We start from the raw sequence: 16,353 nt of genomic DNA on the forward strand, positions 1-16,353 counted from the left end.
CGTGAGCCGACGAGGTCAGCCGCTGGTGAGGGCCATCCAGATGCCACCGGAAACCGCCAGGACGACGGCCGAGGCGAGGCACAGGTCAGCACTGCGGCACCGCGTCCAGCGGACCTGCGGATCCGCAGGGAGGATGGTCCCCTCCGAGGGGGTGGAACGCCGCCAGGCGTCGATCTCCTGAAGGGCCCTCTCGCTCGTGCCCCTGAAGTGATCGATGACCGATCCTCCGAAGGCGAACACCGGGACGACCCGGTCTTCGCCGAGACGGATCTCCAGCGTTCCGCCGTCCGCGACCGCGACCTCACGGATCGCTTCCCTCGGCACGCGGTGGGTACGGAAGAAGTTCACCACGGTCAGCGCCGTGTCATCGAGCACCACCTTGCAGTGGGCGACTCTTCCGATGACTCCGGCCGCCGAGAGGTAGACCGGGATGCCTTGCCAGCCCATCCGGAAACCGTTCGCGTCGGTGACGTTCTGGATCGCAGCGATCATGCCGATCCCCAGGATCGGGATGATCACCCAGGAGACCACCATCCACGAGATCCTTCTCGATGTCGTCGACTTCACCGTCATTCGCCTTGCTGTCCTTTAGATGGTGACGTTCTCCGCCTGGTACACGGTCTGCACACGGGTGCGGCTCGCGATCGCCGACGTACTCCAGCTTCCCGCGAGGCCCCTTGCCACTACTCCCCCGAGTGCCACCCAGAACAGTTCCTTCGCGGCGCCGCTGTAGTTCCAGCTGCCTGTCGTCAGACCGTCGCCGACGAGCTTCGCGTCACGATGGCCGCGCCCGCCACCGTACACAATCCGGCCGACGCCACGATGCAGAGGCCGAAACCGACCGTGGGCAGAACTCTGTCCCTCCAGCCTTCCCAGGTGCCGAACGTGTCGTGGAGGCCGGACTTCGGCTGGTCCCGGGCTGCCCCGAAGTTCCCCTTCATGATGTTCCCGAAGATGCCGTCCCTCTTTGCGCGCCTCGGCCTCCGCCTCGGCCTTGCGCTTGGCTGCCGCCGCCTTCCGCGCCTGTGCCTTGGCCTCCGCGACCTTGGCTGCGGCCGCTGCCTTTTTCGCGTCGTGGTGGAACACCTTGTAGTTCGCCGGATCCGCCCGGTACGCCTTGTACCTGCGCTGGGACTCCGGGTCCTTGCGGGGCTTCTGGTTCCAGAGGTACTGGCCGTTCTTCTTCGTGTAGTGGCCGGTCGTCAGGCCCCGGCCCTTCGCCCAGCAGTAGTCCGAGACGCCGTTTCCGCCGACCGGGCCGTCGGGGCGCAGGCCCGTCGGGTCGTACTCGCGGGCTCCCGGGTGCGTCAGGTCCGGCGGGTCGTTGGCGCCGCCGACGAAGTCCCGGGTGCCGAAGGCGTCTGACTGGGCCGTGCGCTTTCTCTGCCCCAACGCGCTGGGCGCGGGAAGCATCGTCGGCACCGGTGGCTGGGGAGGCTTCAGCAACCTCGCCTAGCACCGCGACCGCCTGCCGGACGGGGACCGGGCGCGAGTCCGGGGCCCGTCCGGCAGACGCGGGCCCGACCGAGGGGATCGCCGCGACCGCGGCGGTCCCCTCCGGTTTCCGCGCCGGAGCGGGGGGGGGCTCGGGGCGGCGGGGGACACGGCGCGAGCCGCGGGAAGTCGACGCGTGGCGGGTGGCCGGCCCGGAGACCGGTGCCTCAGGGCTCCCGTCGCACCCGGTGGGGGCGCGGGGCAGGGAGTTCCGGGGTCAGGCCACCGATGCCAGGGAGCAGTCCCGTCGCCGGGCTCGGGTCAGGGCGTCCGGGGTCAGGCCACCGAGGCCAGACGGCACTCCTCGCGCCGGGCCCGGGTCAGGGCGCCGGGGGTCAGGACCTCGCGTGGCACGTCCACGCCGCAGTCGCCGCAGACCGGGCCGAGCCTTGGTTCGTACGGGGCGATGGGGTCGCCCCAGGCGATGCGGGGGCTCGCGCAGACGGGGCACTCCTCGCCCGGCGTGCCCTCCAGGGCCCTGATCAGACGGCGCAGCACCTCGGGCAGCGGTTCCGTGGGGTGGACGTGCGGATCGCCGCACCGCACCACCCCGTTGCCGCCCCAGACCCGGCGGTGCCAGTCGTCGAGCGCGCCCAGCCGGCGCAGCCCGTCCTGCTTCTCACGCCGCCGCCGGGCGGCGAAACGCTCCTCGTACGCGAGCCATACGGCCCGCGCCTCCTCCAACTCGTCGAGCGCGGCCGTCAGCCGCCCAGGAGCGGGCTCCCGGTCCTCGGGACCGAAGCCGTGCCTGCCGCACAGATGGTCCCAGGTCGCCCTGTGCCCGTACGGCGCGAACCGCTCCAGACACTTGCGCAGCGAGTATCTGCGCAGCGCCATGTCACTTGCCGGATCGCGCACCTGTCTCGCGAGACTCCGGAAACCGGCCATCTCCCGCCACCTCCGTCGCTGGTCGTTCCGCGATACCAGAGGGACGAACGAGCGGCCCCCGATGTTCCATCGAAATGCGGATGGCAGCCATCAACGGGAGGGAAGAGACCCCCGGAACGCATGGGACCGGAGCGGCGGTCACCGGCAGACCGTCCTCGGCCTACCCCCTTCGACCTGCGGAAACGTCAGCTCCCCGGCCTCCGGCCCGGCCCGCCCCGCTACCGTCCCGTCCCCGAGGCCGCCACGACGACTCTGGCCAGTTCCGCACGGCGTATGTCTCCATGCGAGCGGACCGCCTCCGACACGTCCACGCTCACACAGCCCGCCCCCGGCACCCCCTCGCGCAGCACCCGCCCCAGCGGCACCGTCGCCGTGCCGGGGACCGCCAGGACCCCCGCGTGCCCCATCGCCTCCCAGCGCGTCCCAGCGCCGCCGGACGGGCCGGACGCGGAGTCGCCGACGAGCCGGGACGCCAGCGGATACAGCACGCCCAGCTCCGTGTCGTGCCGCGAGTAGCAGGCCACCACGGGCCCCCGCACCCGCCGCAGCACATCCGTCAGCGCCCCGGACCGCCCGGGGTCGTGCGGAAGCCGCGCCGCGAACACGTACGGGGAGAAGGCCCCCTGGAGGAGCGTCACCGAGGCCACCGGCCGCACCCCCGGCGGCAGCCCCTTCAGCGCGTACGCGACGAGCCGGGCGCCCATCCCGTGGCCGACGAGATGCACCCGCAGCCCCGGGGCTGCGCGGGCCACCTCGCCGAGCAGCGGCCCGAGCCCGGACTCTCCCACCAGCCGGGCCCGTTGCCGCAGCACGTGGTACGAGGTCTGGCGCAGCGCCTCCCGCGCGCCCCGCCAGTACCGCCCGAGACCCGGGACCTCCGGCGTCGCGCCCGTCCCGACGGCGTCGAGCGCGGACGTGAACCGGGCGCACATCTCCACCGGGTCGGCGGTCAGGAACTCCGGCACCCGCTCCCCGGGACCGGCCGGGCCCTCCGGCGGCAGGTCGGCGAGCTTCCGGAGCAGCGCCCCGAACCGGGCGAACGCGGCCTCCTCGGGCGCCGCCGCCACCAGGAGTTCCGTCAGCAGGGCGAGGACCGGTTCCTTCTCCGGAAGGACCGTCGCCAGGGCCCGGTAGTCGGGCCCCGGCTCGCCGCTGAAGACCATCGACGGCCAGATGAGACCCGCGTACCCGGCCTCCACGCCCGGTGCGAGCAGTTCGGGGAAGGGGGCGAAGAAGTCCGAGCAGAGCCGGGTCGCGCCCGACGGCGAGCTGTTCCACCCGTGCGCGAACACCACCAGATCGCCCACCCCCTGCCGGGCGAGCGCGGCGAGGGCGCCGGCCTGCCCGGCGGGACCGTCACCCTCCTCGTCGAAGAGGAGTTCCCGGTACGGCTCCACACTCATCCCGGTCACGGCCGACCGTCCCTCCCGCGTCGGGGAGCCGTCGCGCCCCGTGCGCGGCGCGCGGGCGGCGGCTCCCGGGCGAGCATGCCCGCGCCGGGCCCCGGCCAGACCTGGACGGTGTCCGGAAGGCCCCATCCGGTGGATGGATGCGTGGATGCGTGGATGTACGGACGGCCGGCCGGACGGACGGGGCCGGGGCGCGTGGGTCCGCTCAGCGCAGGCGCGCCGCCGTGATCCGGGGGAAGTGGACCAGCAGGTCGTAGGAGCCGGCGAGCCGGACGGGGACGAGGGCCTCCGGCCAGGGGTAGACCGTCCCGATGTTCCGGGTCGGCCGGTATCCGCCGAGCCAGTCGCGAGCCGCCGGGGTGGTGCGCCGCAGGTCCAGGTAGAAGGCGCCGGGCGCGACCCGGTCGAGGACGGCGGCGTTGCTGTCGGGCCCGAGGGTGCCGACGGTGAAGGACCGCAGCGGCTCGCCGGGGGCGTCGGTGTCGTGCGCGTTGAAGGAACCCTGGCCGAAGGAGGCGCCGACGCTGACGTAGTCGGCGCCGAGGGCGTCCCGGAGGAAGGCGCCCTGGAGCCGGGGGTACTGGTGCGGGGCGGTGGTCTCGTAGCCCACGTGCCCGTTGTGCGCGGAGAGCACCATGCGGTCGCCCGTGTGCCGCTGCCACCACACGGTGTTCTCGGCCATGATCCGGTCGCGGTAGAGCATGGCGTCGGCGAGCCCCGCCTCCGAGAAGAGGTCATGGGCCATCTCGGTGCCGACCTGGGCGATGGCCCGCGCGTGCTGGACCGCCCACGCGGCCTCCTCGCGCGCCTTCGGATCCCGCGCGGGGCGCCGCCTTTCGAGCAGGGTCAGGGCCCGGTTCACCTCGTCGGCCATCCGCCGCCGCTCGGGCAGCGGCCTCGCCATGTACCCCAGCATCCAGCTCTCGACGCCGCCGGTGGGCCGCGAGGCCCGGTACAGCTCCCGGAAGCGGGGGAGGAGCGCCGGTTCGACGCGGGCTACGTAGGCGGTCACGGTGTCGAAGAGGTTCGGGCCCGCGTAGCCGAGGTCGTTGCCCATGAAACGGACCTGGTGGTCGGGGTGGAGCCGGTTGTGCCGCCGCATCCAGCGGAACAGGTCCAGGTACTCCTCGGTGTTCCACAGCCGGTACGACTCCTGGAACTCGTCCCGCATGAGGGCCTGGATGTCGCCCTTTCCGGTGCGCACCCACGCGTCGACGAGGAGCCCGGTGGACCAGTTGGCCTCCAGGGCGAAGGTGGTGAAGCCCTGTTCCTCCACGAGGTGTTCGAAGATCCGGTGCTTGGCCTCGAAGAACTCGGCCGAACTGTGCGTGGCCTCGCCGATGCCGACGACCCTGGCCGATCCGATCATCCGGTCGAGTGGCCGTAAGTCGGTGAACGGGTGGGCGGTACGGGCGAGTTCGCGGGCGGGGTCGGGGGCGGAGGCGCGCGGGGGACCGGCGGCCCCGGCGGCGGGTGCCAGGGTGCCGAGACAGGCGGCGACGAGCAGACCGACGAGGGGGAGACGGCGACGGGCGGAGGGTCCGCGGGGCGTACGACGGCGAGGGGAGAGGCGGTGGAAGGCGGGGCTGCGGAGACTCATGGGGCCAGCCTGGTCGGCGACCGGACCGGCTGCCATCCCGCCGTCCCCCGGCCGCCGACGGGGGGCAGCCCCACCCGCCGCCGACGGGGGACAGACCACCCGACTCCGGCGGAGGCGGCCCCCCGGCGGGGGGGCAACGCCCCTCAGCGGTACAGCAGATACTCCTTCCGCACCGCCCGGAACGCCCGGAGGTCCCCCTCCCAGGCGCCCGTCACCTCGGCGACGTCCGCGCCCGCGTCGATCAGGGTCCGTACCCGCGTCGAGCCGGTCAGCCGGTCGATCCAGTGGTCCGGCCGCCAGGCGAAGCCGGACCAGGAGCGGCGGGCGGTGACGAGGAGTCCGATGCCGGTCCGTACCGGGTCGAACGACTCTCGGTCGTGGACGTGCACCTGCACCCCGCCCACGGTCTTCCCCTGGAACTTGGAGAAGGTCGGCGCGAAGTACGCCTCGCGGAAGCGGACCCCGGGCAGCCCGAGGGCGTTCGCCGCCTCGGCCCACCGGTGGTCGATCCCCTCGGCGCCGAGGAGTTCGAAGGGACGGGTGGTGCCCCGGCCCTCGGAGAGGTTCGTCCCCTCGAAGAGGCAGGTGCCGGAGTAGACGAGCGCGGTCTCCGGCGTCGGCATGTTGGGGCTCGGCGGCACCCACGGCAGCCCGCAGGCGTCGAAGAAGTCGCCGCGCGCCCACCCCGTCATCGGCACGGTCTCCAGCTCGACGGGCGTGGCCAGGAACTCCCCGTTGAAGAGCCGGGCCAGCTCGGCGACGGTCATGCCGTGCGCCTGCGCGATCGGCTCCCGCCCGACGAAGGTGGCGAACTCCCGCTCCAGTACGGGCCCGAGCGCCGCCCGCCCGGTCACCGGGTTCGGCCGGTCGAGGACCGCGAACCGCTTGCCCGCGAGGGCGGCGGCCTCCATGCAGTCGTAGAGCGTCCAGATGTACGTGTAGAAACGCGCCCCGACGTCCTGGATGTCGAAGACGACCGTGTCCACCCCGGAGGCGGTGAAGACCTCCGCGAGCTGCCGTCCGCTCTTCAGATACGTGTCGTACACCGGAAGCCCGGTCGCCGGATCGTCGTACCGGCCCTCCGAACCGCCCGCCTGGGCGGTCCCCCGGAAACCGTGCTCGGGCCCGAAGACGGCGGTCAGCTCCACCCGCCGGTCGGCGTGCATCACGTCGACGAGATGCCGGGCGTCGGCGGTGATCCCGGTCGGGTTGGTGACGACGCCGACCCGCTCCCCGGCCAGTGACGCGTACCCGTCGGCGGCCAGCCGCTCGAAGCCGGTCCGCACCCTTCCGCGCCCCGGCCCCCGCCCGGCGGCCGAGACATCCGGCGCCCCGACGGCCACCGCCCCGAGCGCGCCCCCTGCGACCAGCAGCCCCCGCCTCGACAGACCCATGCCCGGACCTCCTCGTCGACCGGCCCCGACCCGGAATCGGGGCGTGACATGGGCACGCACGCTAGCGGCCCCGGCGCCTCCGGGGAACGAGGCGTGCGGACCAGCGGGCCCGACGCGGCCGCTCCCCGAGCCTCGTACGGAGCCCAGGGCCCCGCCCGGACTCCCTGCCGAGCCCTGTACGGCCACGGCCACGGTCACGGCCCCGACCGCCTCCCCGGCCCCGCGTGGACCCCCGCCCCGCCCCGAACCGTTCCGAGGCTTCCCCGCTCCCATACCGACCGGTTAGTCTGCCGTTCGTCGCGTCAAAACCGTACAGCGGTGAGGTGGGCATGGGCACGGGTGCGAGTGGGAAGACCGGCGGTGTGGACGTCCGGGGTGCCGGGGTCGTCGTCACCGGGGCGGGCGGTGGCATCGGCGCCGCCCTCGCCCGGAGGTTCGCCGCCGAGGGCGCCCGGGTCGTCGTCAACGACCTCGACCCCGTCCGCGCGCGGGCCGTCGCCGAGGAGACCGGCTCCCTCGCCGTCCCCGGCGACGCCTCAACCGTCGTCGAGGAGGCCCGCGAGGCACTCGGCGGCACCGTCGACATCTGGTGCGCCAACGCGGGACTCGGCTCGCCCGGCGACGCCTTCGCCGACGAGGACGTCTGGGCCGCCGCCTGGGACGTCAACGTCATGGCCCACGTCCGCGCGGCCCGCGCCCTGCTCCCCGACTGGCTGGAGCGCGGCAGCGGCCGGTTCGTCTCCACCGTCTCCGCCGCCGGACTGCTCACCATGATCGGCGCCGCGCCCTACAGCGTCTCCAAGCACGGCGCGTACGCCTTCGCCGAATGGCTCTCCCTCACCTACCGGCACCGGGGCATCGACGTCCACGCCATCTGCCCCCAGGGCGTCCGCACCGAGATGCTCACCGCCGCCGGATCGGCCGGGGAACTCGTCCTCGCCCCCACCGCCATCGAGCCCGAGGCCGTCGCCGACGCCCTTCTCGACGCCATCGCCGCCGGACGCTTCCTCGTCCTGCCCCACCCCGAGGTCGCCGGCTACTACCGGCACCGGGCGAGCGACCCGGAACGCTGGCTCGCCGGGATGAACCACCTCCAGCGCACCTGGGAGAGCGGCACCCCCTGACCCCCGCGGCGGGCGCCCGGAACCTCGCGGATGGGAAGATCTACGGGGCGGGAAGCGACCTCCGACCCGGAAACGATCACCACGAAAGGCGGCGGAGCATGGCCAGGACGACGGACGACAGCGGTACGCCCGTCCCCCAGAGGCTCCTCGCCACCGCCACCCGGCTCTTCGCCGAGCGCGGCTACGACCGCACCTCCGTCCAGGAGATCGTCGAGGCCGCCGGGGTCACCAAGGGCGCCCTCTACCACTACTTCGGCTCCAAGGAAGACCTCCTCCAGGAGGTCTACGCCCGGGTCCTGCGCCTCCAGCAGGAGCGGCTCGACGCCCACGCACAGGCCGACGCGCCCGTCGAGGAGCGGCTGCGCGCCGCCGCCGCCGACGTCGTCGTCACCACCATCGAGAACCTCGACGACGCCGCCATCTTCTTCCGCTCCATGCACCACCTCAGCCCCGAGAAGAACAAGCAGGTCAGGGCCGAACGGCGGCGCTACCACGAGCGGTTCAGGGCCCTGATCGAAGAGGGCCAGCGCACCGGGGTGTTCTCCTCCGCCACCCCCGCCGACCTCGTCGTCGACTACCACTTCGGCTCCGTGCACCACCTGTCCACCTGGTACCGCCCCGAGGGCCCGCTCACCCCTGCCCAGGTCGCCGACCACCTCGCCGACCTCCTGCTGCGCGCGCTCCGCCCCTGACGGACCCCCGCGCTCCGGGCGGTGCCGAGGGCCCGTCAGGCCGCGCCCTACAGGTACTTCTTCAGCTCCCGCCGGGCCAGCGACCGCTGGTGCACCTCGTCCGGGCCGTCCGCGAGCCGCAGCGTCCGGGCCGCTGCCCACAGCTCGGCCAGCGGGAAGTCCTGCGAGACCCCGCCCGCGCCGTGCGCCTGCACCGCCTTGTCGATGATGTCGACGACCGCCCGAGGGGTCGCGATCTTGATGGCCTGGATCTCGGTGTGCGCGCCCCGGTTGCCGACGGTGTCCATGAGCCAGGCCGTCTTCAGGACGAGGAGCCGCAGCTGCTCGATCGTCACCCGGGCGTCCGCGATCCAGTTCTGCACCACGCCCTGGTGGGCGAGCGGCTTGCCGAAGGCGGTACGGGAGACCACCCGCCGGCAGGTCAGCTCCACGGCCCGCTCGGCCATCCCGATGAGCCGCATGCAGTGGTGGATCCGGCCGGGTCCGAGCCGCGCCTGCGCGATGGCGAAGCCGCCGCCCTCCTCGCCGACGAGATGCGAGGCGGGCACCCGGGCGCCGTGGAAGAGGACCTCGGCGTGGCCGCCGTGGGAGTGGTCCTCGTATCCGTACACCCGCATCGCGCGCCGGATCTCGACGCCCGGGGTGTCGCGCGGCACGAGGATCATCGACTGCTGGCGGCGCGGGTCGGCGCCGTCGGGGTCGGTCTTGCCCATGACGATGAAGATCTCGCAGTCCGGGTGCATCGCCCCGGAGATGTACCACTTGCGGCCGTCGACGACGTACGTGTCGCCGTCCCGCCGGATGCGGGTCTCGATGTTCGTCGCGTCCGACGAGGCCACCTCCGGCTCGGTCATCGCGAAGGCCGAGCGGATGTCACCGGAGAGCAGCGGCTCCAGCCACCGCTCGCGCTGCGCCTCGTCGCCGAACTGGGCCAGCAGCTCCATGTTCCCGGTGTCCGGCGCCGCGCAGTTGAGGGCGGTCGGGGCCAGGTGCGGGCTGCGCCCGGTGATCTCGGCGAGCGGCGCGTACTGGAGGTTGGTGAGCCCCGCCCCGTACTCCGTGTCGGGCAGGAAGAGGTTCCAGAGTCCCTGCCGCTTGGCCTCGGCCTTCAGTTCCTCGACGACCGGCGGGGTCTCCCAGGGCGAGGCGAGCAGGGCGCGCTGTTCCTCGGCGGTCCGCTCGGCGGGGTACACATGCGCGTCCATGAAGGCGAGGAGCTTCGCGCGGAGTTCCTCGGTGCGCGCGTCGTAGGAGAAGTCCATGGCGGGTCAGCCCTCCTGAAGGGTGGTCAGGCCGTGTGCGATGAAGACGGGGACGAGTTCGCCGATGCGGTCGAAGCCCGCGCCGACCGTCTGCCCGAGGGTCCAGCGGTAGTGGATGCCCTCCAGGATCACGGCGAGCTTGAACCAGGCGAAGGCCGTGTACCAGGCGAGGGCGGAGGTGTCGCGGCCCGAGCGGGCGGCGTAGCGCTCGACCAGCTCGGCGGCGGAGGGGTGGCCGGGGGCGGTGGCGGTGGTGGAGATGGGGGAGTCCGGCAGGTCGAGCGGGGTGCTGTACATGACGAGCAGGCCCAGATCGGTGAGCGGGTCGCCGAGGGTGGACATCTCCCAGTCGAGTACGGCCCGGACGCGGTCGTCCGCGCCGATCAGGACGTTGTCGAGCCGGAAGTCGCCGTGGACGACGGTGGGCGGCGGCGAGGCGGGCAGCGCCCGGCCGAGGGCGGCGTGCAGCTCGTCGATCCCGGCGAGTTCGCGGCCGCGCGAGGCGTCGAGCTGCTTGCCCCAGCGGCGCAGCTGCCGGTCGAGGAAGCCCTCGGGGCGCCCGAAGTCGCCGAGCCCGACGGCCTCGGGGTCCACGGAGTGCAGATCGACGAGGGTGTCGACGAGACCGAGGACGGCGGCGCGGGTCCGCTCGGGGCCGAGCGACGCCAGCTCGCGGGCCGAGCGGTACGGGGTGCCGTCGACGAACTCCATGACGTAGAAGGGCGCCCCGAGGACCGTCTCGTCCTCGCAGAGCAGCAGCGTCCGGGGGACGGGGACGGCCGTGGTGTGCAGGGCGCTGATGACGCGGTGCTCGCGGCGCATGTCGTGGGCGGTGGCGAGGACGTGGCCGAGCGGCGGACGGCGGACGACCCAGCGGCCGGTGCCGTCGCTCACGGCGTACGTCAGGTTCGAACGGCCGCCCTCGATCAGCCGGGCTTCCAGCGGGCCGGTCACCAGACCGGGCTGCTCCGCGTCGAGGAAGCGGCGCAGCCGCTCGGGGTCGAGACCTGGTGGCGGGGCGGAACTCATGGGCGTACCTCCGGATCGGCTGCGGTCGCCGCCCATGATGACCGACCGGTCGGTATGTCGTCCAGAGGGGGCCGCGGGGACACGGTGTGAGGGTGACCCTGTGGCCCTGTGGCCCTGTGGCCCTGTGGCGGTGGGGAGGGGTGACCGTACGGTGCTCGTACGGGCCGGGAGGGGCGCCCGTACGGCCGGGAGGGGTGACCGTACCGCCGGGAGGGGCGCCCCCGGGGAACGCCCCTCCCGTACGGAGAAGGTCAGGCGTGGCAGGCCACCGGCACCCCGCCGTTCATCACCGCCATGTCGGCGAAGACCGCCGCCGGGTCGAGCGGCGAGCCCTCCGGCAGGCCCGCCAGCTCCGCGTACGCCCGATGGAGGTTGGCCACCAGGCGCTCGCTCTCCCGCCAGTCCGCGAACTCGCCCAGGTCCGTGCCCCGCGCCGTCTCCAGCGGGGTCGCCCCGCGCGCGTACCCCTCCGCCGCGATCTCCCGGACCCAGCGCAGATACCGTTCCGTCGCGTCGTACGCCGAGGGGTCGGTCACCGGGCCGTGCCCCGGCACCACGGTCGGCGCGTCCAGGGTGCGCAGCAGGTCGAGCGCGCGCAGCGAACCGGTGAGGGAGCCCATCGGCACGAACGGCGTCCCGCCCCGGAAGACCAGATCCCCGGTGAAGACCACGCCCTGCGCGGGCAGGTGCACGATCGTGTCCCCCGTGGTGTGCGAGGGGCCCGGATGGATCAGCCGCACCTCGGTGTCGCCGACGTACAGCGTCAGCCGGTCCCGGTAGGTGAGCGACGGCGGCAGGATGTCGACCTTGCCGAAGTCCGTGTCCGGCCACAGCAGATGGAGCTGGTGTCCGGCCTCGACCTGCTCGGTCCGGCAGTTCTCGTGGCCCACGATCCGTGCCTCCGGCCGGAACACCCCGTTGCCGTAGGTGTGGTCGCCGTGGTGGTGCGTCGAGATCACCGTCCGGGGCAGCGGAAGGCCCTCGGCGAGGACGGCTTCGCGCAGGCGCAGGGCCCGGCGCTCGGTGGCGGCGGTGTCGACGAGCAGCGACTCGCGGGCGTCGCCGAGGAACCCGGCGTTGTTCAGGCACCAGCCGCCGTCGGGCTGGACGTAGGCGTGCACGTGCGGAGCGAGTGTGACCACATAGGGGTCGTTGGCAGACAAAAGGGATTCCCCCGGTTCGGAGCCCAACTGGACAGGGGAAGAGTGCCAGTTGACCGGGGAGGCGGGGAAGCGGCGTCCGCCGGAGCCGTCTGCCGCCCCCGATCGCGCCACCCGGCTTGCGGGGGCGCCCGGCCGCACCGAGGGTCGAGGGTATGAAGGCGATCAGCTACCGCCGTTACGGCGGCCCCGAGGTCCTGGAGTACGGCGAGCTGCCCGAGCCCAAGGTGGGGCCGGACAGCGTGCTGGTCAGGGTCCGGGCGGCCTCCGTCAACCCGGTCGACTGGAAGTGCCAGGCCGGGTACCTCGACGGGATGCTGGAGGCGGTCTTCCCCGTCGTGCCCGGCTGGGACGTGTCGGGGGTCGTCGTGCGGCCCGGGGTCTCCGTCACCGAGTTCGCCGAGGGCGACGAGGTCATGGGGTACGTCCGTGAGGACTTCCTCTCCCGGGGCACCTTCGCCGAGTACGTCGCCGCCCCGGTCCGCACCCTCGCCCGCAAGCCGCGAGCCCTCGGCTTCGAGGAGGCCGCGGCCCTGCCGCTGGCCGGTCTCACCGCCTATCAGGCACTCCACCGGGCGCTCGCCATCCGCCCGCGCGACACCGTCCTCGTCCACGCGGCGGCGGGCGGTGTCGGCTCCATGGCGGTGCAGCTGGCCCGGCACCTCGGCTGCCGGGTGATCGGCGCGGCCCGCGAGACGGGCCTCGAACGGGTCGCGGAACTCGGCGCCCGGCCCGTCGGCTACGACGAGGCGACCTTCGCCGACCAGGTCCGCACCATCGCCCCGCTGGGCGTGGACGCCGTCCTCGACACCCTCGGGGGCCCGTTCCTGAGGCTCTCCGCCGGGCTGCTCGCCCCCGGCGGCCGGCTCGTCTCGATCGCCGACGGGGAGGTCACGGCCCTGGGCGGCCGCTACTTCTGGGTCCGCCCCGACCCGGCCGACCTCACGGCCCTCGCCACGCTTGCCGACCAGGGCGCCGTCACCGTACGGGTGGCCAGGACGTTCCCGCTGGAACAGGCGGCCGACGCCCAGCGGGCGAACGCCGCCGGGGGAGTGGGCGGCAAGGTCGTGGTGACGGTCCCCTGAGAACCGGGACCCGGGGCTCGGGGCTCTGGGCTCGGGGAATCGGGCCCGGGGCCCGGCGCGGGCGCTCAGCGTGAACCCCGTCCCGGCGTGAACCCCGTCCCGGCGTGAACCCCGTCCCGCCGCGAACCCCGTCTCAGTGCAGCATCGTCGCGCCGAACACCGCGAGCGCGATCACACAGCCCGCCGCCAGCCATCCGCTCCGGTGCGAGAGCAGCTCGGGCCGGGCCGGGCTCAGGGAGCGGATGCGGCGGTGGGCGACGGCCAGGAAGCCGATCCACACCAGCGCCGAGAGTGCGAGCCCCGTCATGGCGAGCGGCGTCGTGCCGTCCTGGATGCCGACCTTCACGGCGAGCACGGCGACCACCGTGAACGAGAGCGTCGTACGCCGCCAGGCGAGCCGGGTCCGCTCCGGCTGGAGCCCGGGATCGCGCGGCTCCCCGGAGACGGGGGCGTGCGTCACCGGCCGTCCCAGCCGAAGAGCACGACCACCACCATGGCGAGCGCCACCACGGCCACCACCAGGCTGAGCACGGCGGGGAAACGGGAGCCCGGCAGGTCCTCGCCGCGCCGCATGGCCCGCTCGCAGCGCACCCAGTGGTTCACCGCGCGCACCGCGCACAGCACCCCCGCCCCGAGCAGCGCGAGCGCGAGACCGACCCGCACGCCCCACCGCAGGTCGGGCAGGAACTGGTCGACGGCGAAACCACCGGCGACCAGGGCGAGCCCGGTCCTGAGCCAGGCGAGGAAAGTGCGCTCGTTGGCCAGGGAGAAGCGGTAGTCGGGGGTCTCCCCTTCCTCCCGGACGCGCTGGGGCGAGAACCACAGCCGCAGACTCTGCACAAAATCGCTCACGTGTGCACTTTAACGGCCTGGTGATCGACTCGCCCGGCGCCCGGCCCGGCGCCCCCGGCCCGCTCCGAAGGCCCTCAGCCCGCCCCGAAAGCCCTCAGTCGCTCGTACGCGGCGAGCCCGTCCGGCACCCACTCCCAGCTCCCGAGCCGCTCCGCCAGCTCCTCGTCGGTCAGGAAGCCGTGCCAGGCGACCTCCTCGACCTGCGGGTCCACCGGCAGCTCGCACCGCACCTCGTAGACCGCCGACCACCACTTCCCGGCCACGCCCGCGGAGTCGTACAAAAACGTCAGGACGTGCTCGGGCCGGGGCAGCCCCCGTACGCCCAGTTCCTCCTCCGCCTCCCGCAGGGCGGCCTCGTCGTAGGACTCGCCCGCGCCGACCACCCCGCCGACGAACATGTCGTACAGGGAGGGGAAGACCAGTTTGGCCGGCGTCCTGCGGTGGACGAAGATCCGGCCCTCGGCGTCCCGGACGCGGACGAAGACACAGCGGTGGATCAGTCCCCGCGCGTACACCTCGCCGCGCGGCGCCCGGCCGATCACCCTGTCCCGCTCGTCGACGACATCGAGAATCTCTTCAGCGGCGCTCATACCGCCATCCAAGCAAACCGCCGTGACCTCGCCACCGGGCCTTCCCGGCGTCGGCCCCTCGGGGGCGGCGACGGCCCCGCCCGCCCGGCCGACTTCCCTGCACCATGGGCCTTTTGGCGTACTTTCTGGCCACTTCCGTCACCCCCGTTGACCACTCCCGCCGCCCGCGGCTTGGCTGTCTCCCACGCCCGCCCGGGGAGAAGTGCTCGCCGCCTCCCGCTGCGGGACCGGCCTCGGCGTCTCCCACGCCCGCCCGGGGAGAAGTGACGGCGGGCATCCACGAGGGGGAGGAACCACAGTCATGCAACCGTTCACCCGCGCGAGAAGCGGCGGTGGCGGCCGTCGGCTGACCGGCGCCGGAGCCGTCCTGGCCGCAGCCGTGTTCTCCCTGGCCGTCGCTCCGGTCCAGGCCGCCCCGCCGCCGCGCGGCCCCGTAAGCCAGGTCGACCTCGGTCTCGACGGCGCGAAGCCGAACGGGCAGGGCCTGAGCATCGGCATCAGCGCCGACGGCCGCTACGCCCTGTTCACCTCGATCGCCGACAACCTGGTGGCACGGCCCGACACGGTCGACCACGTGTACGTCCGGGACCTGCGCGGCGGGCGCACCGAGCGGATCAGCGTGCTCACCGACGGCACCCCGATGGGCGAGTACAACGGCGGCGGCGCGATCAGCGCGAACGGCCGCTACGTCGCCTTCACCGGTCGCGACCGCACCCCGGTCGACGGCCACACGCCCATCGGGGACCAGAACGTCTACGTCCGTGACCGCTGGACGGGCCGCACCGAGCTGATCAGCGCCGGCGACGGCACGCTCGCCTCTTCCCCGTACACGGCCGACTCCCCGTCCATCAGCGCGAACGGGCGCTACGTGGCCTTCGCCTCCACCCGCAAGGATCTGGTGCTCACCGACGCCCCCGCCTCGCTGAGGCAGCACCCGCTCGGCGTCTACGAGGTCTACGTGACCGACCGCTGGACCCACACCACCCGGCTGGTCAGCACCGCCGCCGACGGCTCGCTTTCCGACGGCAGGTCCACCAATCCGACGCTCAGCGCCGACGGGCGCACGATCGGCTTCAGCTCCACCGCCGGTGATCTGCTCCCGGACGGGCAGCCGGTGCCCGAGGTCGCGGCCCGGCCGCAGGACCGGACCGCCCCGGCGGCCGTGCAGGGCCTGGTGCCGCGTCTCGCCGGATACTACGTCCGCGATCTGAGGACCGGCACCACGCGTGTCGCCTCCACCGACCCGGCCGGCGTTCCCGCCCTGGCCGCCGTCGACGCCGTCATCAGCCCCGACGGACGGACCGCCCTCTACTCGCTGTTCGTGCCCAGCGCGCCGCCCCGCAACCGCAACCATCTGGAGCTCTACGCCCGCGACCTGCGCACGGGCAGGGCGAAGCTGGTCAGCACCCCGCTGCCGGGCACCGACACGGTCGGCAACTCCGACGACGGCGCCATCACCGCCGACAACCGCTGGGTCTACTTCACCTCCACCGCCGACAACCTGGTGCCCGGCCCGGCGCGGGACTACTTGAGCCCGGATGTCTACCGCCGCGACCTGCGCACCGGGCGCACCGAACGGGTGGCCACCACCCCGGGCGGCACGGTCGGCAACGGCTCCTCGGACAGCCCGTCCGTCGACGCCCGCGGCACCACGGTGGTGTTCGAGTCCTCCAGCGGCGATCTGATCGCCGGCGTCGACGAACCGGAGAGTCCGGACATCCAGGTCTACACCCGCAGCACCCGGCACTAGACGGCTCCGGCGCGGTCCGCCGGT

General features: G+C 73.5%; 16 protein-coding genes. 4 read left to right on the forward strand and 12 right to left on the reverse strand.

Annotated elements, in window-relative coordinates:
• Positions 1-15 precede the first annotated feature (15 nt).
• The 6 genes from BU197_RS28380 to BU197_RS28405 form a co-directional block, all read right to left on the reverse strand.
• Complete coding sequence (locus BU197_RS28380; RefSeq protein ID WP_188271185.1) at positions 16-492, reverse strand: PH domain-containing protein; 477 nt, start codon at positions 490-492, stop codon at positions 16-18.
• Positions 493-588: 96 nt separating this feature from the next.
• Positions 589-1,422, reverse strand: a complete 834-nt coding sequence (locus tag BU197_RS28385) for a hypothetical protein (protein WP_188271186.1) — start codon at positions 1,420-1,422, stop codon at positions 589-591.
• 348 nt (positions 1,423-1,770) lie between these two features.
• Positions 1,771-2,382 carry a hypothetical protein gene (locus BU197_RS28390; RefSeq protein ID WP_188271187.1) on the reverse strand — a complete coding sequence of 204 codons (612 nt, stop codon included), beginning with the start codon at positions 2,380-2,382 and terminating at the stop codon, positions 1,771-1,773.
• 218 nt (positions 2,383-2,600) lie between these two features.
• Positions 2,601-3,785: a serine-threonine protein kinase gene (locus BU197_RS28395; RefSeq protein ID WP_188271309.1), complete on the reverse strand. Its 1,185-nt coding sequence runs from the start codon at positions 3,783-3,785 to the stop codon at positions 2,601-2,603.
• Between the two features lie 211 nt (positions 3,786-3,996).
• A complete protein-coding gene (locus BU197_RS28400; RefSeq protein ID WP_188271188.1) occupies positions 3,997-5,391 on the reverse strand; it encodes an erythromycin esterase family protein in 1,395 nt (464 codons plus the stop codon).
• Positions 5,392-5,534: 143 nt separating this feature from the next.
• A complete protein-coding gene (locus BU197_RS28405; protein ID WP_188271189.1) occupies positions 5,535-6,785 on the reverse strand; it encodes an exo-beta-N-acetylmuramidase NamZ domain-containing protein in 1,251 nt (416 codons plus the stop codon).
• 329 nt (positions 6,786-7,114) lie between these two features.
• Between BU197_RS28405 and BU197_RS28410 the strand changes: the two genes are divergently transcribed.
• Both BU197_RS28410 and BU197_RS28415 read left to right on the forward strand, forming a co-directional pair.
• Complete coding sequence (locus BU197_RS28410) at positions 7,115-7,909, forward strand: SDR family oxidoreductase (RefSeq protein WP_188271190.1); 795 nt, start codon at positions 7,115-7,117, stop codon at positions 7,907-7,909.
• Between the two features lie 98 nt (positions 7,910-8,007).
• Complete coding sequence (locus BU197_RS28415) at positions 8,008-8,601, forward strand: TetR/AcrR family transcriptional regulator (protein ID WP_188271191.1); 594 nt, start codon at positions 8,008-8,010, stop codon at positions 8,599-8,601.
• A 47-nt stretch (positions 8,602-8,648) separates the two neighbouring features.
• On the opposite strand, the gene BU197_RS28420 is transcribed toward BU197_RS28415, so the two are convergent.
• From BU197_RS28420 to BU197_RS28430, 3 genes are all read right to left on the reverse strand, one after another.
• Complete coding sequence (locus tag BU197_RS28420) at positions 8,649-9,863, reverse strand: acyl-CoA dehydrogenase family protein (RefSeq protein WP_188271192.1); 1,215 nt, start codon at positions 9,861-9,863, stop codon at positions 8,649-8,651.
• Between the two features lie 6 nt (positions 9,864-9,869).
• A complete protein-coding gene (locus BU197_RS28425) occupies positions 9,870-10,892 on the reverse strand; it encodes a phosphotransferase family protein (protein ID WP_188271193.1) in 1,023 nt (340 codons plus the stop codon).
• 251 nt (positions 10,893-11,143) lie between these two features.
• Entirely contained in the window at positions 11,144-12,055 is a 912-nt protein-coding gene (locus tag BU197_RS28430) for an MBL fold metallo-hydrolase (RefSeq protein WP_188271194.1), read from the reverse strand.
• Positions 12,056-12,207: 152 nt separating this feature from the next.
• Between BU197_RS28430 and BU197_RS28435 the strand changes: the two genes are divergently transcribed.
• Positions 12,208-13,137: an NADP-dependent oxidoreductase gene (locus BU197_RS28435; RefSeq protein ID WP_188271195.1), complete on the forward strand. Its 930-nt coding sequence runs from the start codon at positions 12,208-12,210 to the stop codon at positions 13,135-13,137.
• 133 nt (positions 13,138-13,270) lie between these two features.
• Here the strand turns inward: BU197_RS28435 and BU197_RS28440 are convergent, their stop codons facing one another.
• The 3 genes from BU197_RS28440 to BU197_RS28450 form a co-directional block, all read right to left on the reverse strand.
• Positions 13,271-13,597 carry a DUF202 domain-containing protein gene (locus BU197_RS28440; RefSeq protein WP_188271196.1) on the reverse strand — a complete coding sequence of 109 codons (327 nt, stop codon included), beginning with the start codon at positions 13,595-13,597 and terminating at the stop codon, positions 13,271-13,273.
• On the reverse strand, positions 13,594-13,989 hold the full coding sequence (locus BU197_RS28445) for a YidH family protein (protein ID WP_188271197.1): 396 nt from the start codon (positions 13,987-13,989) through the stop codon (positions 13,594-13,596). The genes BU197_RS28440 and BU197_RS28445 overlap by 4 nt, the downstream gene beginning before the upstream one ends.
• Before the next feature lie 74 nt (positions 13,990-14,063).
• A complete protein-coding gene (locus tag BU197_RS28450; protein ID WP_188271198.1) occupies positions 14,064-14,579 on the reverse strand; it encodes an NUDIX domain-containing protein in 516 nt (171 codons plus the stop codon).
• A 301-nt stretch (positions 14,580-14,880) separates the two neighbouring features.
• Between BU197_RS28450 and BU197_RS28455 the strand changes: the two genes are divergently transcribed.
• Positions 14,881-16,329, forward strand: a complete 1,449-nt coding sequence (locus BU197_RS28455; protein WP_188271199.1) for a TolB family protein — start codon at positions 14,881-14,883, stop codon at positions 16,327-16,329.
• The last annotated feature ends 24 nt before the right edge of the window (positions 16,330-16,353 follow it).

Origin of the sequence: Streptomyces sp. CBMA291 (assembly GCF_014596525.1) — a bacterium.
Classification (GTDB): Bacteria; Actinomycetota; Actinomycetes; order Streptomycetales; family Streptomycetaceae; genus Streptomyces.